The sequence below is a fragment of the Catellatospora sp. NPDC049111 genome (assembly GCF_040648615.1).
In the GTDB taxonomy this organism is placed as follows: Bacteria; Actinomycetota; Actinomycetes; order Mycobacteriales; family Micromonosporaceae; genus Catellatospora; species Catellatospora aurea.
This window is the reverse complement of record NZ_JBEZEB010000065.1, coordinates 1-15,730: the sequence shown is the minus strand read 5'-3', so window position 1 is coordinate 15,730 and position 15,730 is coordinate 1. Positions and strand designations below refer to the sequence as shown.

General features: G+C 69.2%; 14 protein-coding genes and 1 tRNA gene. 12 read left to right on the top strand and 3 right to left on the bottom strand.

The genetic code is table 11. The annotated features are described in order from the left end of the window. Positions 1 to 20 precede the first annotated feature (20 nt). Complete coding sequence (locus AB0B66_RS41750) at positions 21 to 566, top strand: hypothetical protein (protein ID WP_360540852.1); 546 nt, start codon at positions 21 to 23, stop codon at positions 564 to 566. 62 nt (positions 567 to 628) lie between these two features. Here AB0B66_RS41750 and AB0B66_RS41745 read toward each other — a convergent pair whose 3' ends face one another. Together AB0B66_RS41745 and AB0B66_RS41740 are read right to left on the bottom strand one after the other, a co-directional pair. Beyond that, positions 629 to 832, bottom strand: a complete 204-nt coding sequence (locus AB0B66_RS41745) for a hypothetical protein (RefSeq protein WP_360540850.1) — start codon at positions 830 to 832, stop codon at positions 629 to 631. Positions 833 to 949: 117 nt separating this feature from the next. Further along, positions 950 to 1,960 carry an AAA family ATPase gene (locus AB0B66_RS41740; RefSeq protein ID WP_360540848.1) on the bottom strand — a complete coding sequence of 337 codons (1,011 nt, stop codon included), beginning with the start codon at positions 1,958 to 1,960 and terminating at the stop codon, positions 950 to 952. A 370-nt stretch (positions 1,961 to 2,330) separates the two neighbouring features. On the opposite strand from AB0B66_RS41740, the gene AB0B66_RS41735 reads away from it, so the two are divergent. The 10 genes from AB0B66_RS41735 (at position 2,331) to AB0B66_RS41690 (ending at position 14,372) form a co-directional block, all read left to right on the top strand. After that, a complete protein-coding gene (locus AB0B66_RS41735) occupies positions 2,331 to 3,050 on the top strand; it encodes a protein phosphatase 2C domain-containing protein (protein WP_360540846.1) in 720 nt (239 codons plus the stop codon). A gap of 555 nt (positions 3,051 to 3,605) precedes the next feature. After that, a complete protein-coding gene (locus tag AB0B66_RS41730; protein WP_360540844.1) occupies positions 3,606 to 3,884 on the top strand; it encodes a hypothetical protein in 279 nt (92 codons plus the stop codon). Further along, on the top strand, positions 3,884 to 5,374 hold the full coding sequence (locus AB0B66_RS41725) for a type IV secretion system DNA-binding domain-containing protein (protein ID WP_360540842.1): 1,491 nt from the start codon (positions 3,884 to 3,886) through the stop codon (positions 5,372 to 5,374). The genes AB0B66_RS41730 and AB0B66_RS41725 overlap by 1 nt, the downstream gene beginning before the upstream one ends. Before the next feature lie 32 nt (positions 5,375 to 5,406). After that, positions 5,407 to 7,203 (top strand): VWA domain-containing protein, encoded by a 1,797-nt coding sequence (locus AB0B66_RS41720; protein WP_360540841.1) that lies wholly within the window; start codon positions 5,407 to 5,409, stop codon positions 7,201 to 7,203. 129 nt (positions 7,204 to 7,332) lie between these two features. After that, positions 7,333 to 8,043 carry a VWA domain-containing protein gene (locus tag AB0B66_RS41715; RefSeq protein WP_360540839.1) on the top strand — a complete coding sequence of 237 codons (711 nt, stop codon included), beginning with the start codon at positions 7,333 to 7,335 and terminating at the stop codon, positions 8,041 to 8,043. Continuing rightward, a complete protein-coding gene (locus AB0B66_RS41710; RefSeq protein ID WP_360540837.1) occupies positions 8,036 to 8,878 on the top strand; it encodes a protein phosphatase 2C domain-containing protein in 843 nt (280 codons plus the stop codon). Before AB0B66_RS41715 ends, AB0B66_RS41710 begins: the two co-directional genes overlap by 8 nt. Next, positions 8,875 to 10,347: a hypothetical protein gene (locus tag AB0B66_RS41705; protein WP_360540835.1), complete on the top strand. Its 1,473-nt coding sequence runs from the start codon at positions 8,875 to 8,877 to the stop codon at positions 10,345 to 10,347. The genes AB0B66_RS41710 and AB0B66_RS41705 overlap by 4 nt, the downstream gene beginning before the upstream one ends. Before the next feature lie 31 nt (positions 10,348 to 10,378). Then, positions 10,379 to 11,968 (top strand): DUF4407 domain-containing protein, encoded by a 1,590-nt coding sequence (locus AB0B66_RS41700; RefSeq protein ID WP_360540833.1) that lies wholly within the window; start codon positions 10,379 to 10,381, stop codon positions 11,966 to 11,968. After that, on the top strand, positions 11,965 to 13,668 hold the full coding sequence (locus AB0B66_RS41695) for a hypothetical protein (protein ID WP_360540831.1): 1,704 nt from the start codon (positions 11,965 to 11,967) through the stop codon (positions 13,666 to 13,668). The genes AB0B66_RS41700 and AB0B66_RS41695 overlap by 4 nt, the downstream gene beginning before the upstream one ends. 26 nt (positions 13,669 to 13,694) lie before the next feature. Then, a complete protein-coding gene (locus tag AB0B66_RS41690; protein WP_360540878.1) occupies positions 13,695 to 14,372 on the top strand; it encodes a protein DA1 in 678 nt (225 codons plus the stop codon). 67 nt (positions 14,373 to 14,439) lie between these two features. On the opposite strand, the gene AB0B66_RS41685 is transcribed toward AB0B66_RS41690, so the two are convergent. Continuing rightward, a tRNA-Lys gene (locus tag AB0B66_RS41685) sits at positions 14,440 to 14,511 on the bottom strand. Between the two features lie 431 nt (positions 14,512 to 14,942). On the opposite strand from AB0B66_RS41685, the gene AB0B66_RS41680 reads away from it, so the two are divergent. After that, the coding region (locus AB0B66_RS41680) for a cellulose binding domain-containing protein (RefSeq protein ID WP_360540829.1) at positions 14,943 to 15,730 on the top strand (788 nt) is incomplete at its 3' end.

Below are 15,730 nucleotides of genomic sequence, written 5' to 3'. Positions count from 1 at the left end.
AACCTCTCCGGAGCTCGATCATGAGTGAATACACCCCTCAGGTGAACCTGGTCAGCCGCACCGGCGCCGGCGTGGTCGGCGGTGTCGCCGGCGGCCTGTTCCTGGCCCTCGCGCTGCAGATCACCAGCCACATCAAGCCGTACGCCCAGCTCGTCGGCGAGGTCGAGGCCTCGACCGCCTGGGTCATGGTGCTGATGGTCGCGGGCGCGGCCGGCGGCCTGTTCGGCGCGTTCGTCGGCAAGTTCATCCGCGGCCAGATCATCCCCGCGGTCGGTGTCGGCCTGGTCTGGGGCATGATCACCTGGCTGGTGCTGGCCATGCTGATCCTGCCGCTGTTCGGCGACGGTTCCGTCTTCGGCATCAAGGAGGCCGGCGGCATCGTCATCCTCGGTGTCTACGTCGTCTTCGGCGTCATCACGTCGATCGTGTACGCCATCGCCGGCCCGCGCCGCCGCCACTACTACCGCCGCCGCCGCGAAGTCGGCTTCGTCATGGCGATGCCTTCCATCCGCCGCCGTCGCCGCCGCCGCGCCGACGAGGACCTCGTCGAAGAACTCGAAGACTGACCCGGTCAAAGGAAGGGCACCTTCTTAACGCTCCGCGTTGTAGAAGGTGCCCTTCTTCACGTCTACAGGCTGCGGGCTATCTCGGCGAGCACGTCGGAGGGGACCTCGACGACGGTCTCGTGGGCCGGGACGTCGAGTTGGCGCAGGGCCTCCGGGTCGGTGACCCGCCACCCCTGGACCACGAACGTGTCTCGGTCGGTGCGGTACAGCGACGGGCAGTTGGTGTCCCCGGACAGCACTGTCTTGCGGATGAACGTGAGCTGCACTGGTCCCCCTGGGTAGACGGCACGGGCGCGTCGTCAGCTTAGCGAAGGGAATGGTGCAAATCGCGTAAGCCAGACGTCTCGCGTCCCGGCCGGTGCCGCGCATCGCCGCGGGACCGGTCAGCCCCGGCGCACCGCCCACAACGCGGCCTCGGTCCGCGACGCGGAGCCCGTCTTGCGCAGCAGGTTCGACACGTGCACCCCGACGGTCCGGATCGAGATGTCCAGCGTGCGCGCCATCTGCTTGTTCGACATGCCGGCGGCCAGGCAGCTGAGCACCTCCCGTTCCCGCGCCGTCAGCTCGGCGGACTGCTCGAAGCAGGCCCGCTCGGCCGATGCGGCACCCGGCCGCAGGTGGCCCGGCAGCGGCTCGTCGAGCAACGCCTGCGGTCCCCGTCCGGCCGTCGCCGCGAGCAGCTCGACCAGCCAGTACGGGTTGCCGCCGGTCCGCTCGCAGACCGCCCCGGCCAGGTGCTCGGGGATCACGCCGTGCACCTGCCTGACGATCTCCGCGACGTCGGCGGGACCCAGCGGGCCCAGATGCTGGCGCACCGCCCCCGGCGCGCCGGACAGCCGGGCGAGCGTCCGCGCCACCAGCTCCGGCGAGTCCGCCGCGTCCGGCGGGCGGCTCGTCACCAGGATCAGCGCCGGCAGGTCGGGCGCGGCGGCCAGCTCGCCGACGAGATTGAGGCTCGCCGGGTCCAGCGCGTGCAGATCCTCCACCACCAACACCGCCGGGCCCGCGCCGACCAGCGCCCGCACCGTACGCACCGCGAGCCGCAGCAGCGCACCGGGTGCGTACCGCTCCTTCGGCGCATGCGGGTCCTGCGCCAGCCACGCCAGGCCGTCGGCGGGTACCGGCAGATCCTGGGTGTCCCGGCCGCTCAATACGGCCGCCAGCCAGTCGTACGGGGCCGGGGTGTGCACCCGGGCGACGCCGTACAGGACCGCCGCCGGCTCCGGGGCCAACGCCGCGAGCACGCTCGTGACCAGTCGAGACTTGCCGACACCTGCTTCACCGGTGATCGAGACCACCGCCGCCGGAGTGATCCCGCCGCTCCTGACGTGCGACCAGCGCCGGACGAGCTCCGCCAGCTCGGCCGCGCGTCCCACCATCGGCACCGGCGTCATCGCTTCACCATACGTACCAACGTCACGCGCACTTCGGCTGACCTGCATGCGCTCGGGTCGGTGCGAGGTGCCGTGACGATGCGGGGCGGTGTCGCTCCGCCGGGTCGCTCCGCAACGGTGTGGTGGCCGTGTCGAGCGGCCGCCCCGGCTCCGCGCCGAGTGGTCTCGGACACGCCGCGGCAGCCGGGTCCGGACAGAACGAAGTCGGCAGCGGTCGGTCCGCCGTCCCGTTCTGTCGCTAAAAGCGCAGCTCAGCATGGCTGTGACCGGTCACGACCAACGTCCGGTGGGCATCCGGCGGTTCGACGCCCGCCGGGATAAGTACTACTGCTTAAAGACAAACCGCGTCTCAGTAGGCAGGCTATGCACCATGACCCTGAGCCTGCACGCCGTCGCCCGCACCGATGCCGGACTCGTCCGTGAGAACAACGAGGACTCGGCGTTCGCGGGCAGGCGTTTCGTGGCGGTCGCCGACGGCGTCGGCGGCTCCCCATCAGGAGAGGTGGCCAGCCGGATCGTCATCGAGACCCTGGCCCCCCTGGAGCAGGACGACCGGCACGGGGCGGACGTGCTCCTGGCGGAACTCGCCGTGGCCAACCGCCGCATCCGCGAGGCCATCGAGGCCGAACCCGCGATCGACGGCATGGGCACGACGCTCACCGCGGTGCTGCTCGGCCCGGACGACGCCACGCTGCTGCACGTCGGCGACTCCCGGGCCTACCTGGTGCGCGGCGGCCGGCTCCGCCAGCTCACCGTGGACGACACGCTGGTCCAGGCGATGGTCGAGCGCGGGCTGCTCGCCCCCGAGGAGGTGCGGCACCACCCGCACCGGTCGATCATCACGCAGGCGGTGCAGGGGCGGGAGTTCACGCCGACGGTCACGACGCTGACCCTGGAGATCGGGGACCGGCTGCTGTTGTGCAGCGACGGGCTGTCCGACATCGTCACGGACGAGGCTCTGGCCGAGGCGCTGCGGGGGTACACCGACGCGGAGGCGATCGCCGACCGGCTGATCAAGCTGGCGCTCGCGGCGGGCGCGCCGGACAACGTGACGGTGGTTGTCGCGGATGTGACGGCGTACGCCTTCTGAAGCTCCGGGAATTACGCCGCGCATAGCCTTCGGGCACCTGTTCGGCAGCGTATCCAGGCTGGGCGTATGCGGCCCGCAAGATGGTTGTTAAGGGCCTGCGGGGCCATTTTGCCATTCGCTTCGGGGCCGTCGGAATAGCTTTCGGGTGGGCTTTGCGCCTGTCCCACGCGCTTTACCCGGCCCCGCGTGATGGTGCCGCCTGGCCGGGACGCCGGTGCCCGGCACCCTCACTTTCCGCGCCTTCACGCCGCATGACGCCGGCTGCGTCACGTGAATGAATAAGGCGCGCCTGCATGACCCATGGTCCCCGTCGTACCTGCGATGCGGTGTTGTTCATTTACCCGATCGGGTTACTCGGGACACCGATTCGTGTTCGGCCGTCGGCCGCGCGATGTCGTCGTTCGGTCAATGTTGGCGGGCGACCGGCCCGGTCACGTGTGACTGCTCAGTGTCTTGTGACCGTTCTCGCCACATGAAGTAATTACGCTCGTCGTTTCGCTTGGCGCCGATCGCCTATCGAGAAAACGAGCCGACTGCGGAAAGGAAGTGGCGGTCATGTCCTCGAATGACCCCGCACGGCACCCGATCAGGGACGGCATTGTCACCGCGGTCATCGTCTCGGCCGAAGCGCTGGCCACTGTGCAGGGCGAGCTGCCTCACCTGTTCCCCACGCCGACCCTGCCTTCCGGCCGGCCGCTTGTCACGCAGGAAGAGCGGGATCTGGCTGACCACAAGAAGAAGCTGGACGAGGACCGCCAGTTCGATTTCACCCGCCCGGTGCCCCGGCCAGAGCAGGTCGAGCAACGCTTTCATGATTCGCGGCCGGAGCGCTGATGGGTTGGGTCGGCACGCTGTGGCGTGCGTCCACGTCGATGACGGGTGCGGCGGTGTCGGCCGGCAACATGATGGCCGAGGGCTGGGCGCGGCGCCGCAACGCTGCCGCCGTGCGCCCCGGTCGCCGGGCCATGCAGACCGGGATCCTCGCTCCGGGCGACGGGCCCCCGTCAGGGACGGTCGGCACCTTCCGCGACTACCGCGAGGTGCTGGTGCCCGACGACGTCAAGCCGCTCAGCGCCGGACCGTTTCCGATGGGCCGGGTGAAGCATCCGCAGGACGACCACGGGGCGTTCCCCATCTATCTGGGATGGGAGGAGGTGCGCCGACACCTCGTCGTGGTGGGCTCCGCCGGTAGCGGGAAGACGACGAACGTGCTTGTTCCACTGACCGTGGGTGCGGCGGAGGCGGGGCTCGGCTGCGTGGTGGTGGACACCAAGGGCGACTTCCTCCAGGAGCTCGTGGCCTACCGCGCGCGATACGGCATCAACCGCCGGCACAACGTGGTGCGCTGGGACATCGCCGACCCGGCGAACTCGCATCCGTGGAACCCGCTGGCGGAGGTGCACGACCAGAACGACGCGGCCCAGGTTGCTCTGGCCTTCCTGGGCGAGGTCGATCCGGCGAGACCGCACGCGGAGTTCGCCGAACGCGACCACCGGTGGCTGCGTGGCCTGGTCTATCTGCTCGTCAGGACACGAGGTCCCCAGCCGCACCCGCGGGATCTCTACATGTTGGTGGTCAACCAGCAGGCGCTGGCCACCCTGGCGCGGCAGGATCCGTCCGCCGCGATCGACGTCATCGACCTCATGAACTTCCCGCCGGCTGACTTCAGTAAGGCGACCTGGGCCCTGGCCAACCGGCTCTCGTGGCTGGCCGAGCCCGGTCTGGCCACCATGCTCGACGGCTCGGCTCCGCGCGCGTTCACGTTGCGCCAAGCCATCGACAGCGGAGCGATCATCAAGGTGGGCGCGCGGGTCAGCGGCGGCGAGCGGACGATGGCCGCGGCTGCGTTGATGCTCAACCTGCTCAAGCTGCGCTGCATGGAGAACTTCGGTAGCAGCGCCGGCCCGCGCATGCTGTGGATCCTCGACGAGGCGCCCAAGTACGCCCACCGGATCAAGCTCGACGAGGTGCTGGACTTCATGCGCGGTGCCGGCGTCGCCGCATGTGTCGGAGTGCAGGACGTCACCCAGTTCGGCGGCGAGGTCGATCAGGAGCGCATGCTCGCCAACGCGGACACTCTCATCGCCTTGCGCGGCGCGTCCGCCGCGACAGCGGCCTTCGTCGCGAAGCGGCTGGGCGACGTGCAGGCCGCCACGGTCTCCAACGCCATGGACGCGCGCGGGGCCTGGAGTCCGACGCTCTCCCACCAGGCCAAACCGATGCTCGGGGTGCAGGAGATCATGCAGCCTCCGGTGGGCCAGTACGGCGGGATCATCCACATCAGAGGATCGTCACCGCATCCGTTCCTCGTGACCTTCGACTAGTTCCCGGACCGGTGTTTAGACAGGGCGGAGCGATGATGCACAGATCAGACGGATTCGACGAGTTCGGCAACCCGGAGAGCAGAGCGTACGACCTGGGCGGCGGCGACGAGGACCGCATCCGTGGCGAGCGGATCCTCTTCTACACCTGCCACATCCCCGACGGCCCGGTCGCCATGGCCGAGCTGAAGCGGATGATGGCCGAGCGGGGCCTGCAGCTGGACATGCATTTCGGACCGGCGACGGGCCCGAGCGACCTCACCGCCGGGCTGCTGGCGGGCTACACCCAGCTGTGGTATCTCTCCGGCGACCGGTCCACCCTCAGCACCCAGCAGGTACAGCTGGTGGCGGATTATGTGCGCCGGGGCAACGGGCTGGCGATCTGGGCCGACAACGAACCCTTCTACGCCGACGCGAACCTGCTCGCGCAGGCGCTGATCGGATGCCGGTTCTCGGGCAACAAGCAGGCCGACCGGGTCATGGTGCCTGGTGCGGAGCGCAGCCGGGGCCACTTCATCGAGCATCAGTTGACCCAGGGTGTGAACAACCTCTACGAGGGGATCACCATCTGCACCATCGAGGCAGCTCCAGGCACTGTCGCGCTGCTCGGTCAGAGCCATGACGGGCAATTCTGCATGGGCTGCTACGAGCACGACGGGCAACGCATCGTGCTGGACAGCGGCTTCACCAAGCTCTACCCCGACCGCCTGCACCGCAGCGCGGGGCTCGGACGCTACCTCTCCAACATCGCGTTCTGGCTGGCCAAGGGCAGCCGCGACATCGAATACCGGCTGCTGACCACCGGCCGCCGGGAGATCGCGGCGGTCGGGCAGGGCGTCACGTCGCCGGCCTACGCCTTCGACGTGGACAAAGCCGCGGCGACGACCTGCGTCCTGCAGTGGGAGTCGTCCGCGACGCTGGGCCTGACACTGCGGTCGCCGGACGGCACCGTGGCCGGCCACGTCTCGTCGCACAGCCCGGTACGTGTGGGCCTGCAGGCATACGAGCCGGGGACCTGGTCAGCCGAGGTGACCGGGGTCGATACGCGAGGTGCGCAGGTGCCGTACGTGCTGCGAGCGACGCAGAGCACCGAGGTGGACCCCGTCGTCGCCGCACCGCCTGCCCGGCTTGGCGGGGATGCCGAAGGGCAGGTCATCATGCCCTTCTACGTCCTGTGCGACGTGTCCGGTTCGATGGCCGGTGACCTGGACCAGCTGGCGAAGGGACTGGACGAGCTGCATCGGGGCCTGCTCGCAGAACCGCTCATCAACGACCTCGTGATGATGAGCGTGATCACGTTCAACGACAGCGCTCGCACCCTGGTGCCGCTCGCGGCGCCGGAGGACATCGTGCTACCGCAGCTGCCGGCGGCTGCCGGTCTCACCAACTACAGCGCGGCCTTCCAGGAGTTCAGGCGGGTCTTCGACGCCGACCGAGCGCGGCTCAAGGCCGTGGGGCACCGGGTCTACCGGCCGTGCGTCTACTTCCTGACCGACGGCGAGCCCACGGATCACAACTACCTCCAGACCTACGAATCCCTGCTCACCAGCAGGAACAACCCGGCCTACCCCTACCTGTGCGTCTTCGGCTTCCGGGACGCGACCGAGGCGACCGTGCGCGGCCTGGCGCATGCCGACGCCGGCGGGCCGCACAAGCGCGGCCGCTGGTTCCTGGCCGGGCAGGGCCACTCCGTCCGGGAGACCCTGGCGTCGCTGGTCGAGGTGATCGGCAACTCGATCCTCCAGTCGGCGCAGAGCGCGATGAGCGGTGTGCCGGAAGTGACACTCCCGACGGCCGTCCCCGGCATGGTCGGCGGCCCGAACCAGGCCTGACCGTCGGGTCCGGCGACGTCGCCGAACCCGACATACGAGCCGGCGCGCCCGAGCGCTCACCGGCCCGGCAGCAATCACCGGAACGGAAACGCACAGCGACATGGATTGGGGAAGCAAGTGAGCGATCACATGGGTGAGCGGATGATGGACACCGAGGGTCAGGTCATCATGCCCTTCTACCTGCTCTGCGATGTCTCCGGCTCGATGGTGCCCGACATGCGCGACCTGAACAACGGCATCAGTGAGCTGCACCAGGCGCTGCTCAGCGAACCGATCATCAACGACCTCGTGATGCTGAGCATCATCACGTTCAACCACACCGCGCAGACGGTCGTACCGCTCGCCGCCCCGGAGAACATCACCCTGCCTCAACTGACGGCCAGCGGCGGCACCGAGTACGGCCCGGCGCTGCGTGAGTTCCACCAGAAGTTTCAGGCCGACCGTGCCCGGCTCAAGGGCGAGGGCAAGCGGGTCTACCGGCCGTGCGTCTACTTCCTCACCGACGGTGAGCCCAACAACAAGAACTACCTCAAGGACTTCACGTCGCTGATCACCAAGGAGCACAACGAGGCGTACCCGTACGTGTGCGCGTTCGGGTTCCGTGACGCGACGGCGGCCACCCTGCAGACGGTCGCCTACCCCAACTTCGGCGAGCAGAACAAGCGCGGCCGGTACTTCATCGCCAAGCAGAGCGCGAAGATCACCGAACTGCTGACCTCCATGGTCGGTGTGCTGGCGCAGTCGATCCTCCAGTCGGGGCACAGCGCGCAGGCGGGTGCGCCTGTCGTCGCCATGCCGCAGCCGCAGGCGGTCTCCGGAATGGTGGGCAGCTTTGTCTGAGATCAGCGTCATCGCCATCGGGGAACCGGGCCGGGCGGCCACCGAGCTCGGACCTCGGCTGCCCACTCACTACCCGGAATCGGCCGATCATGAAATCACCGAGGCCGAGGTGCCAGGCGCGCAGATCCGGGCCGCCAGCGTGCGCGGGCTCATGCACCGCCGCAACCGCAAGCCACGCCAGGATCGCTTCTCGGTCACCTATGACGACGACACGCAGACCTTGCTGATCGTCGTTTGCGACGGTGTCGGCCAGTTCGAGCTGTCGCAAGAAGCGGCTGCGTTCGTGGCGGCTGACGCGCCGCGTGCCTACCTGGAACACGGCACGTGGCGGCCTGCGGTCGACGAGGTCAACAAGAGGCTCACCGACTACGCCGCGGGTGCCGGCGAGCGGGTCAGGTTCGGCCGGGCGCCGGAGGACCTTCGCATGGCCACGACCTTCGCCGCCGCGGCCGTCCGTCGGGACGGCACCCGATGGACGGCCTCGGTCGCCTGGACCGACGACAGCACGGTCTGGCTCCTCGACGAGGGGCACTGGACGCCGGTGGCCGGTGCGGAAGCGGTCGAGGACGGGAGCGGGTTGCACACGACGAAGGTGCGAGCGTTGCCGCACGCGGAGCCCCAGCTGACCGTGGTCGATACGGAGCTGACCGGTGGAGCGTTGTTCCTGTTCACGGACGGAATCGGCGAACCGCTCCGGCATGCGCGACAGGTTCAGGACACGCTCGCCGATTGGTGGGCGACGCCACCGGACGTGTTCACCTTCGCCGGGCAGGTGGGTTTCGCCCGCAAAGGCAACCTCGACGACCGTACCGCGGTGGGGGTCTGGTTCGAGTGACCGCCGATCTCGACTGGCGCGACCTGGGTATCGCCGCCGGTGCGCCGCCGTTCGCCAGCGGTGCCGTCGGTGAGCTGTTCCACATTCCGCAGCCGATCCCCGCCCTGCCTGGCAGGAAGCTCGTGTTCAAGCGGGTCAAGCTGGCTGACGGCGCCGACCGGGACAGCGCGCTTGCCCAGATGCGGGCGATGGTCGAGTTTCGCGAGAACCTGTCCCGCGACGAGCGTGCCGAGATCGACGAGGTGGCGGTCTGGCCGCTGGCGATGGTCCTGGAGAAGGGCAAGGACGTCGGGGTGGTCATCGAGCTGATCGCCGACGAGTTCTTCGTGGCCGCCAGACCCCCCGACCGCCAGCTTTTCGAACTCGGATTCCTGTGCGTGTCGGCGAACTACTTCACGAGGATGGGCATCGACCCGGCGGTGACCGGCGACGAGGTCATGCGGCTGGCGGTCGCGATGCGGCTGGCGTTCGCGATCGAGGTCGTGCACCGCCACCGACTGGTGTTCGGGGACCTGCATCTGAAGAATGCCGTCGCCGCCACCAGGCCGTTGGCCCGGGTGCTGCTCATGGACTGCGACGGCATCGCCGAGCTCGGCAACCAGCAACGCGTGCAACTGCACGGTCTCGGGTTCAAGCCGCCCGAGATCACCGCCGGCCTGCAGAAGCTGCAGGACCAGGAGACCGACGTCTACAAACTCGGCCTTTGCATCGTCAAGATGCTCTCACCCGGTCCTGGTGCGACGCAGGCGACCGACCCGGCGAAGACGGCCCCGGGGCTGCTCGACGCGGAGGGCGTCGGGCTGCTGCAGCGGGCGGTGGGCCGCGACCGGACAAGCCGGCCGCAGGCGCACGAGATCCGGGCGTACCTGGTCCGGCGGCTCCGCAGCATGATCCAGCTACCGGAGATACTGTCGGCCGAGCTCAGCCACCGCGTAGTGCTGCGCGGTTCGCAGCTGTTCGTGCGCTGGCGGCAGCAGCACGGGACCGAGGTGCGCATCTACGGCACCAACGGCTTCGTCGTCGACGGGATCGACCCGGCGGTGCATGCCGACGGGTTCGCGATAGATCCCCCAGCCGCCGGACCCATCGACGTCGAGGTGTGGAACCGGCACGGCCCCACGCGAGTCCGGGCCGGCGTCTTCGACTACTACGAGCTGCCCGCTCTGGACATCACCGGGCAGCTGCGGGGCATCCTGCGGGCTCCGGTGCCGGACATCCCCGCGATGGACGCCGGTGTCCTGGCGACCCTCCAGCCGTATCCGATGATCAGCACCCCCGATCTCGGGATCGAGGTCGCCGCACCGGCGCTCGAGTATCCGGCCCTGACGATCGACCTCGGTCTGGCCACAGCGGCAGGCGCGCCGGGCAACCCGGCGAAGGCGATCGAGAACGTGCACCGTACCGCAAACGAGATCATCGGCGGAGCCGTCAGTGACGTGATGTCCCGCCTCAACCGACCCGGCCCTTGAACCTGGTGCCCCTTCGTTAAGGACAGGAAAGATGCAGATTCCCGACCGACACGCAGTCGGCACCCATCTCGCTCGGCTCGGCGGCGCTGACCCCAACGTGCTGGATCTTGCGCCTAAGGCGAGAAGAGAGTATTTCGCGCTGGCACTCGTGCTGCTGGCGACCTCCGGCATCGCCGTGGCGTCCATGGCGTTCGCGATGACCGACGGGCTGCGGGTGCATGTGGCGGCCGCCATTCCGATCGGGCTGTTCTGGGGCGGTGTCATCCTCGTCATCGACCGTGCGCTGATCCTGAGCCTCAAGCCCAAGGGCGGCAAGTGGCGCACCTTCTGGATGGTGCTGCCCCGAGTCGTCATGGCCGCGCTTCTCGGCTTGGTGATCTCCACGCCGCTCACGCTGCGGATCTTCGCCGATGAGATCCAGGAGCAGATGACCCGCGATCAGATCGCCACCGCCAACGCCGCCGCGAAGGAGCTGGCGAACGGCGACCTGAAGCACCTGCTCGAGCTGAAGGAGGCGGAGGTCAAGAAGCAGGAGGACATCCGTGCCGGCGACGTCCCCTACACCAGCCCTGGACTTGCCCAGGCCCAGCAGGAACACACGGCGGCGGAGGCGGACTACAAGACCAAGCAGCTCGCCCAGGAGACCGCCTATCGCAAGTGGCAGTGCGAGCTCTACGGGGTCGGGTGTGAGGGCGCCACCAAGCGCCGTGGCAACGGCCCGCTGGCCCGAGCACTGGAGAAGGAATACCGCAGCCGCATGGCGGAGGCCAAAGAGGCGAAGGCGCTCGTCGACGCCAAGCAGCAGGCTCTGCTCAAGGCACAGGAGCAGAACGCCGCCGGTGCCCAGGAGGCATTGGAGAAGGCCAAGACGGAGGCAGAGGCTCAGCTGAGGATGCTGACGCCCCAGCGGGACGACCTTCGGCAGCAGCTGCAGAATCTCAACAACAGCGCGCAGCAGCAGCGCCAGGACGGCCTGCTCGCGCAGCTCGTGGCGCTCGGCCACCTCGGTGACTCGGACGGGCTGGCGAGGTGGGCACACCTCCTGGTAGCAGCTCTGCTGTTCATGATCGAGCTCCTACCGGTCGCCATCAAGACGCTCACCCTGCTCGGCCCCACGACGCTCTACGAGCGGGCGGACAAATTCGACGACGAACGCATCCTCAAGCTCGCCGCGGCCCGCACCGCCCGGCAGCACGTCAAGCAGGAGGAATTGGACAAGCTGGCGATCGAGAGCGAGCGCAGGGTCGCCGTCAAGGTCACCGCGAAAGTGGAGGAGGTGGTGACCGATCTGGCCATGGGCGCGGTGGAGAGGTGGAGTCACCAGACCCGGCAGGCGGCCATCGCGTACATACAGGAGGCCCCGACCATGGAGCTGCCGCAGGCCTGCCTGCAATGCGGCCAGCCTCGGGTCAGCGGACACGTCTGCCCGAACGGCGGCCAGTCCGGCGGTGTTCCCACCGGCGGGCCCTCGGGCGGGGGCAGGCACTCGGGCTCGGGCCTGATCAACCAGCCGTGGTACCCGAGGACCGCACCCCAGCAGCCAGGCCCGTACAACCTGCCGCCGGACGGGAGCGGCTCGCGCGGCAAGCACGTCGCGCCGAGCGGAGACGCCACACCATGAGCGCCCCTGATCTCCTACCCCACTGGGGCGACGACGACTGGACCAGCTTTCTGCTGCTGATCGTGCCGGTGGCCGCGTCGCCGGTGCCGCCGGGCGAGGTGGAGCGCGCGGTGCGGGATCGGATCGAGCGGGACCCGGCTCTCTTCGACCTGGTCTCCGTCGCCCGCGGACCCGGACCGGACGGCTTCGAGGAACGCGGCGACTGGAGCCGCGCCCTCCTGTCATCGCTGCTCGACAGCGCCATGCCAGGAGGACGGTTCCTCGCGCCACGGGTCGTGCTCACCATCGTGCTGCTCGGAGAGGACACCTCGGCCGTCCGACGGCTCGGCAACGAGCTTCAGGAATGGCAGTCGCTCGAACAACTGAATGTGCGCTTCTACGGCTGCCGGCTTGAGGTGGACCCGCGGCACCGCAGCGTCGGGGCCGTGACGGTGAGCGCGATGCTGGGCATCACCAACAAGATCATGTCTGCCTTCGAGCAGCATCCGGAGATAGCGATCCAGGAACGCACGTTCCTGGCGGCGGCCATGGAACTTGCGCGGCAGGGGTCGGTCGCCCTTGCCGGAGGCAAGCTCGCCGACCCTCCCACCGCCCCGGTGCCGACCGCCGCGTTCGTGCAGATCTCCCCACCGGACGCCGGGCCGGTGCCGTCCCGCCCAGCCGCGATGCCGTCCCAGCCCGCGGAAACCTCACCGCGGCCGGCTCCGACAGCCGATCAGCCGGCGGTGGCGTCACCCCGCCCCAGCCCGACCGCCGCTCAGCCGGCCACCGTGGCAGGGGCGCAGACCCGTACTCCGACCGCGCAGGCGCGGCCAAGCCCGCGGAACCAGGGCGCGGACGCGCCCACGCGGCCCGCCCGACCTCCGGTCTTCCACCGCAGCGAGGAGATCGTCGTGGTCGACGGCCGCTCTCCGCTACAGCGCCTTCGAGGAGAACAGGCACGCACCGACGCCGAGACGCTGGACCGGATCGCGGAGATCACCGACGCGGTGTCGCTGGCCTATCTGGTGATGGTGCCGGACGAGGTGTCCAGCAGAGGGAAGACGAGCCGGGAGTACCGGCGGATCGCGCTCGGCCTCGACCGGTTGCTGGGCACGGTCGTGGGTGACGCCTCGTCCGGCCGCCCGATGCGGGTGGCACTGGAGGTGTTCACCGCCGCCTCCCCGCTGCGCAAGCACGGCGTAATCCACCAGGCCGGCGAGCTGACGGAGAGCGATCTGCCCCGACCGGCCGCCGAGATCTACGAGCACGCGAGGACCGTCGAAGGGCTGATCGGTGCCGCCCAGCGCACCGCACACGCCTTCGCGGCGCGAAGCGTCCAGGTGATGAGCCTGCACTTCATCTTCCTGTCCGGCATGCCGCTGGCCGATGCCGGCACCGAGGGAGGCGATTGGGACCTGCTCCTGCGGTACGCCCGCGCCACCTGGGTGGAACTGGGTCCGACCCGAGCCCACGACGGCGACCTGCCGTTCAGCGAGCTTCCGGTCATCGCGCCCTCGCCGTTCGGCTTCCACCTCATGCCCGGCGACGGCGATGTGCCAGCCCTCGTCGGCCGGGAGTCGACAGCCCTCTACGTGTACGGGCCGACGCAGGTCGAGCCGCCACGCGTCGAGGCCGACCACCGTCGGCTGCCGGATATTCCTGTGCTGGACGCGGTACGCCGCTGGTGGCCGGCGAGAGACCGGACGCCGCAGGGCTGAGCTCTCAGGAGATGCCGGGGGTGGCGATGCTGTGGCCAGGCCGTCGTTGTGATCTCTGCGGAGACCTGTTGTTGTTCGGCGCGCTGACGACGACTGCCGGTGGTGTGTTCTGTCCTGCCCATCAGGACCTGCCCCAATGCCATTCGTGTGGCGCGCCGTTCGACGGCCGGGGCAGGTTGTGCGCCGGCTGCGCGACGAGCACCGTCGACACGCAGGACCAGCTACGAGCGTTGATTCCGAAGGTGCGTGCCGGGTTGCGGGCGATGGGCATCGTCCTGCCCCAGCCGGTGCACGTTCAACTGGTGGATGGCGCCCGCATGCAGGCCGAGAGCGCCGGTGAACCCGGACGGGTCAGCGGCCTGACCAGGATGCGCGGGCACCAGGTGACAGACATCCTGGTGGTGGCGGGGCTGCCGGAGGTCGGGTTCGGTGCGACCGTCGCCCACGAGGTCATGCACGCCTGGCTGAAACAGAACCGGTTTCCTCAGTGCGACCCCCGGGTCGAGGAAGGGTTGTGCCAGATCGTCGCCCACCGCTGGTTACGCGACCATCCTGGTCGCCCGGCCGAGGCACTGCGCACCGGCATCGAACGTGATCCTGATCCCGTATACGGCGCCGGATTCCGCATGGTCAAGGAGGCCGTGCGAGGCCACGGCATGAATGCCGTCCTGACGGCAGTCCGGGCGACGGGTCGCCTGCCCTGAGCGGTCCGTCGCGGGCAGGCGTGCTGGTCGCCGTGTTTCTGGGCAGCCACCGAAGTGTGCTGTGAAGTGGGCCGCCAGGGACTCGAACCCTGAACCTACGGATTAAAAGTCCGCAGCTCTGCCATTGAGCTAGCAGCCCTCGATCGCTCAGGCTACCGGATCGCCCGCTGCGCAGTCGTGGGGTATCTGTCCGGAGCGGGTCGCGTCCCGTCCGGAAGGGGCTCTCTCGTGCCCGCAGTGCCGCGTGTCCGTTCTGGGCAGGCGTCCCACCAGGTTGCCTGGGAGCGCTTCCAAATAAAATGATCGAAGTGTTGTGTGCGCGTTACGACTGTGCAAACATAAGCCCGTTCGCGTATGGGAGCGCGCCCACGCGATCTTTTCGCCGCCGAGGGCACCCGGTTCACCGGGACGGCGGAGGTGCCACCGGAGCGATCCGGTCGATCACATCGCGCCTGGCCGGGCCGGGCGTACGTACCACCTGCGACCCTCAGCGCGGCCGACCTCTCGGGCCGTGACCGCGGGTCTACACCGTGCCCTGATCGGGCCACGGTCACCGCCCAAGGAGATGGTATGAAATTCCCGATCCGGCTCACCGGAAGGCGCAAAGTCGTCGCGCTGACCGGTGCGAGCACCCTGGTGTTCGCCGGCCTCGTCACGATTCCCGCGACCATGGCGCACGCCGCCCCCGGCTGCGACATCACGTACACCACGAACGACTGGAGTGAGGGCGCCGGTACCGGCGGCTTCACCGGCACCGTGGTGGTCAAGAACACCGGTGACGCGATCACCAGCTGGACCTTGAAGTTCGCCTTCCCGGGCGGGCAGACGTTCACCCAGGGCTGGTCGGCGAACTGGACCGCCTCCGGCGCGAACGTCACCGCGACCAACCTGTCCTGGAACGGCAGCCTCGGCACGGGCGCTTCGACCAGTATCGGCTTCAACGGCCGCTGGACCGGCAGCAACCCGAAGCCGACCGCGTTCACCCTGAACAACGTCGCGTGCACCGTCGGCGGGGTCACCCCGACCGCGAGCCCCAGCGCGCCCACCAGCCCGAGCGCGTCGCCGAGCGCCAGCGCGAGCCCGAGTGCCAGCCCGAGCGCGTCGGCCAGCCCGAGCGCGAGCCCGAGCAGCAGCCCGAGCGCGTCGCCGAGCCCGACCGTGCCCGGTGTGAAGGTCGACAACCCGTACGTGGGGGCGCGTGGTTACGTGAACCCGGAGTGGAGCGCGAAGGCGGCGTCGGTGTCGGGTGGCAGCCGGGTGTCGAACATCTCGACCGCGGTGTGGCTGGACCGGATCGCGGCGATCGCGGGCACGTCGGGCAGCAGCTCGAACGGGTCGATGGGTCTGGCCGACCACCT

Excerpts from the sequence above, each read along its gene's own strand:
- AB0B66_RS41750 (WP_360540852.1), top strand. The coding sequence starts at position 21 with ATGAGTGAATACACCCCTCAGGTGAACCTGGTCAGCCGCACCGGCGCC.
- AB0B66_RS41740 (WP_360540848.1), bottom strand. The coding sequence starts at position 1,960 with ATGACGCCGGTGCCGATGGTGGGACGCGCGGCCGAGCTGGCGGAGCTC.
- AB0B66_RS41735 (WP_360540846.1), top strand. The coding sequence starts at position 2,331 with ATGACCCTGAGCCTGCACGCCGTCGCCCGCACCGATGCCGGACTCGTC.
- AB0B66_RS41730 (WP_360540844.1), top strand. The coding sequence starts at position 3,606 with ATGTCCTCGAATGACCCCGCACGGCACCCGATCAGGGACGGCATTGTC.
- AB0B66_RS41725 (WP_360540842.1), top strand. The coding sequence starts at position 3,884 with ATGGGTTGGGTCGGCACGCTGTGGCGTGCGTCCACGTCGATGACGGGT.
- AB0B66_RS41720 (WP_360540841.1), top strand. The coding sequence starts at position 5,407 with ATGATGCACAGATCAGACGGATTCGACGAGTTCGGCAACCCGGAGAGC.
- AB0B66_RS41715 (WP_360540839.1), top strand. The coding sequence starts at position 7,333 with ATGGGTGAGCGGATGATGGACACCGAGGGTCAGGTCATCATGCCCTTC.
- AB0B66_RS41700 (WP_360540833.1), top strand. The coding sequence starts at position 10,379 with ATGCAGATTCCCGACCGACACGCAGTCGGCACCCATCTCGCTCGGCTC.
- AB0B66_RS41695 (WP_360540831.1), top strand. The coding sequence starts at position 11,965 with ATGAGCGCCCCTGATCTCCTACCCCACTGGGGCGACGACGACTGGACC.
- AB0B66_RS41690 (WP_360540878.1), top strand. The coding sequence starts at position 13,695 with ATGCTGTGGCCAGGCCGTCGTTGTGATCTCTGCGGAGACCTGTTGTTG.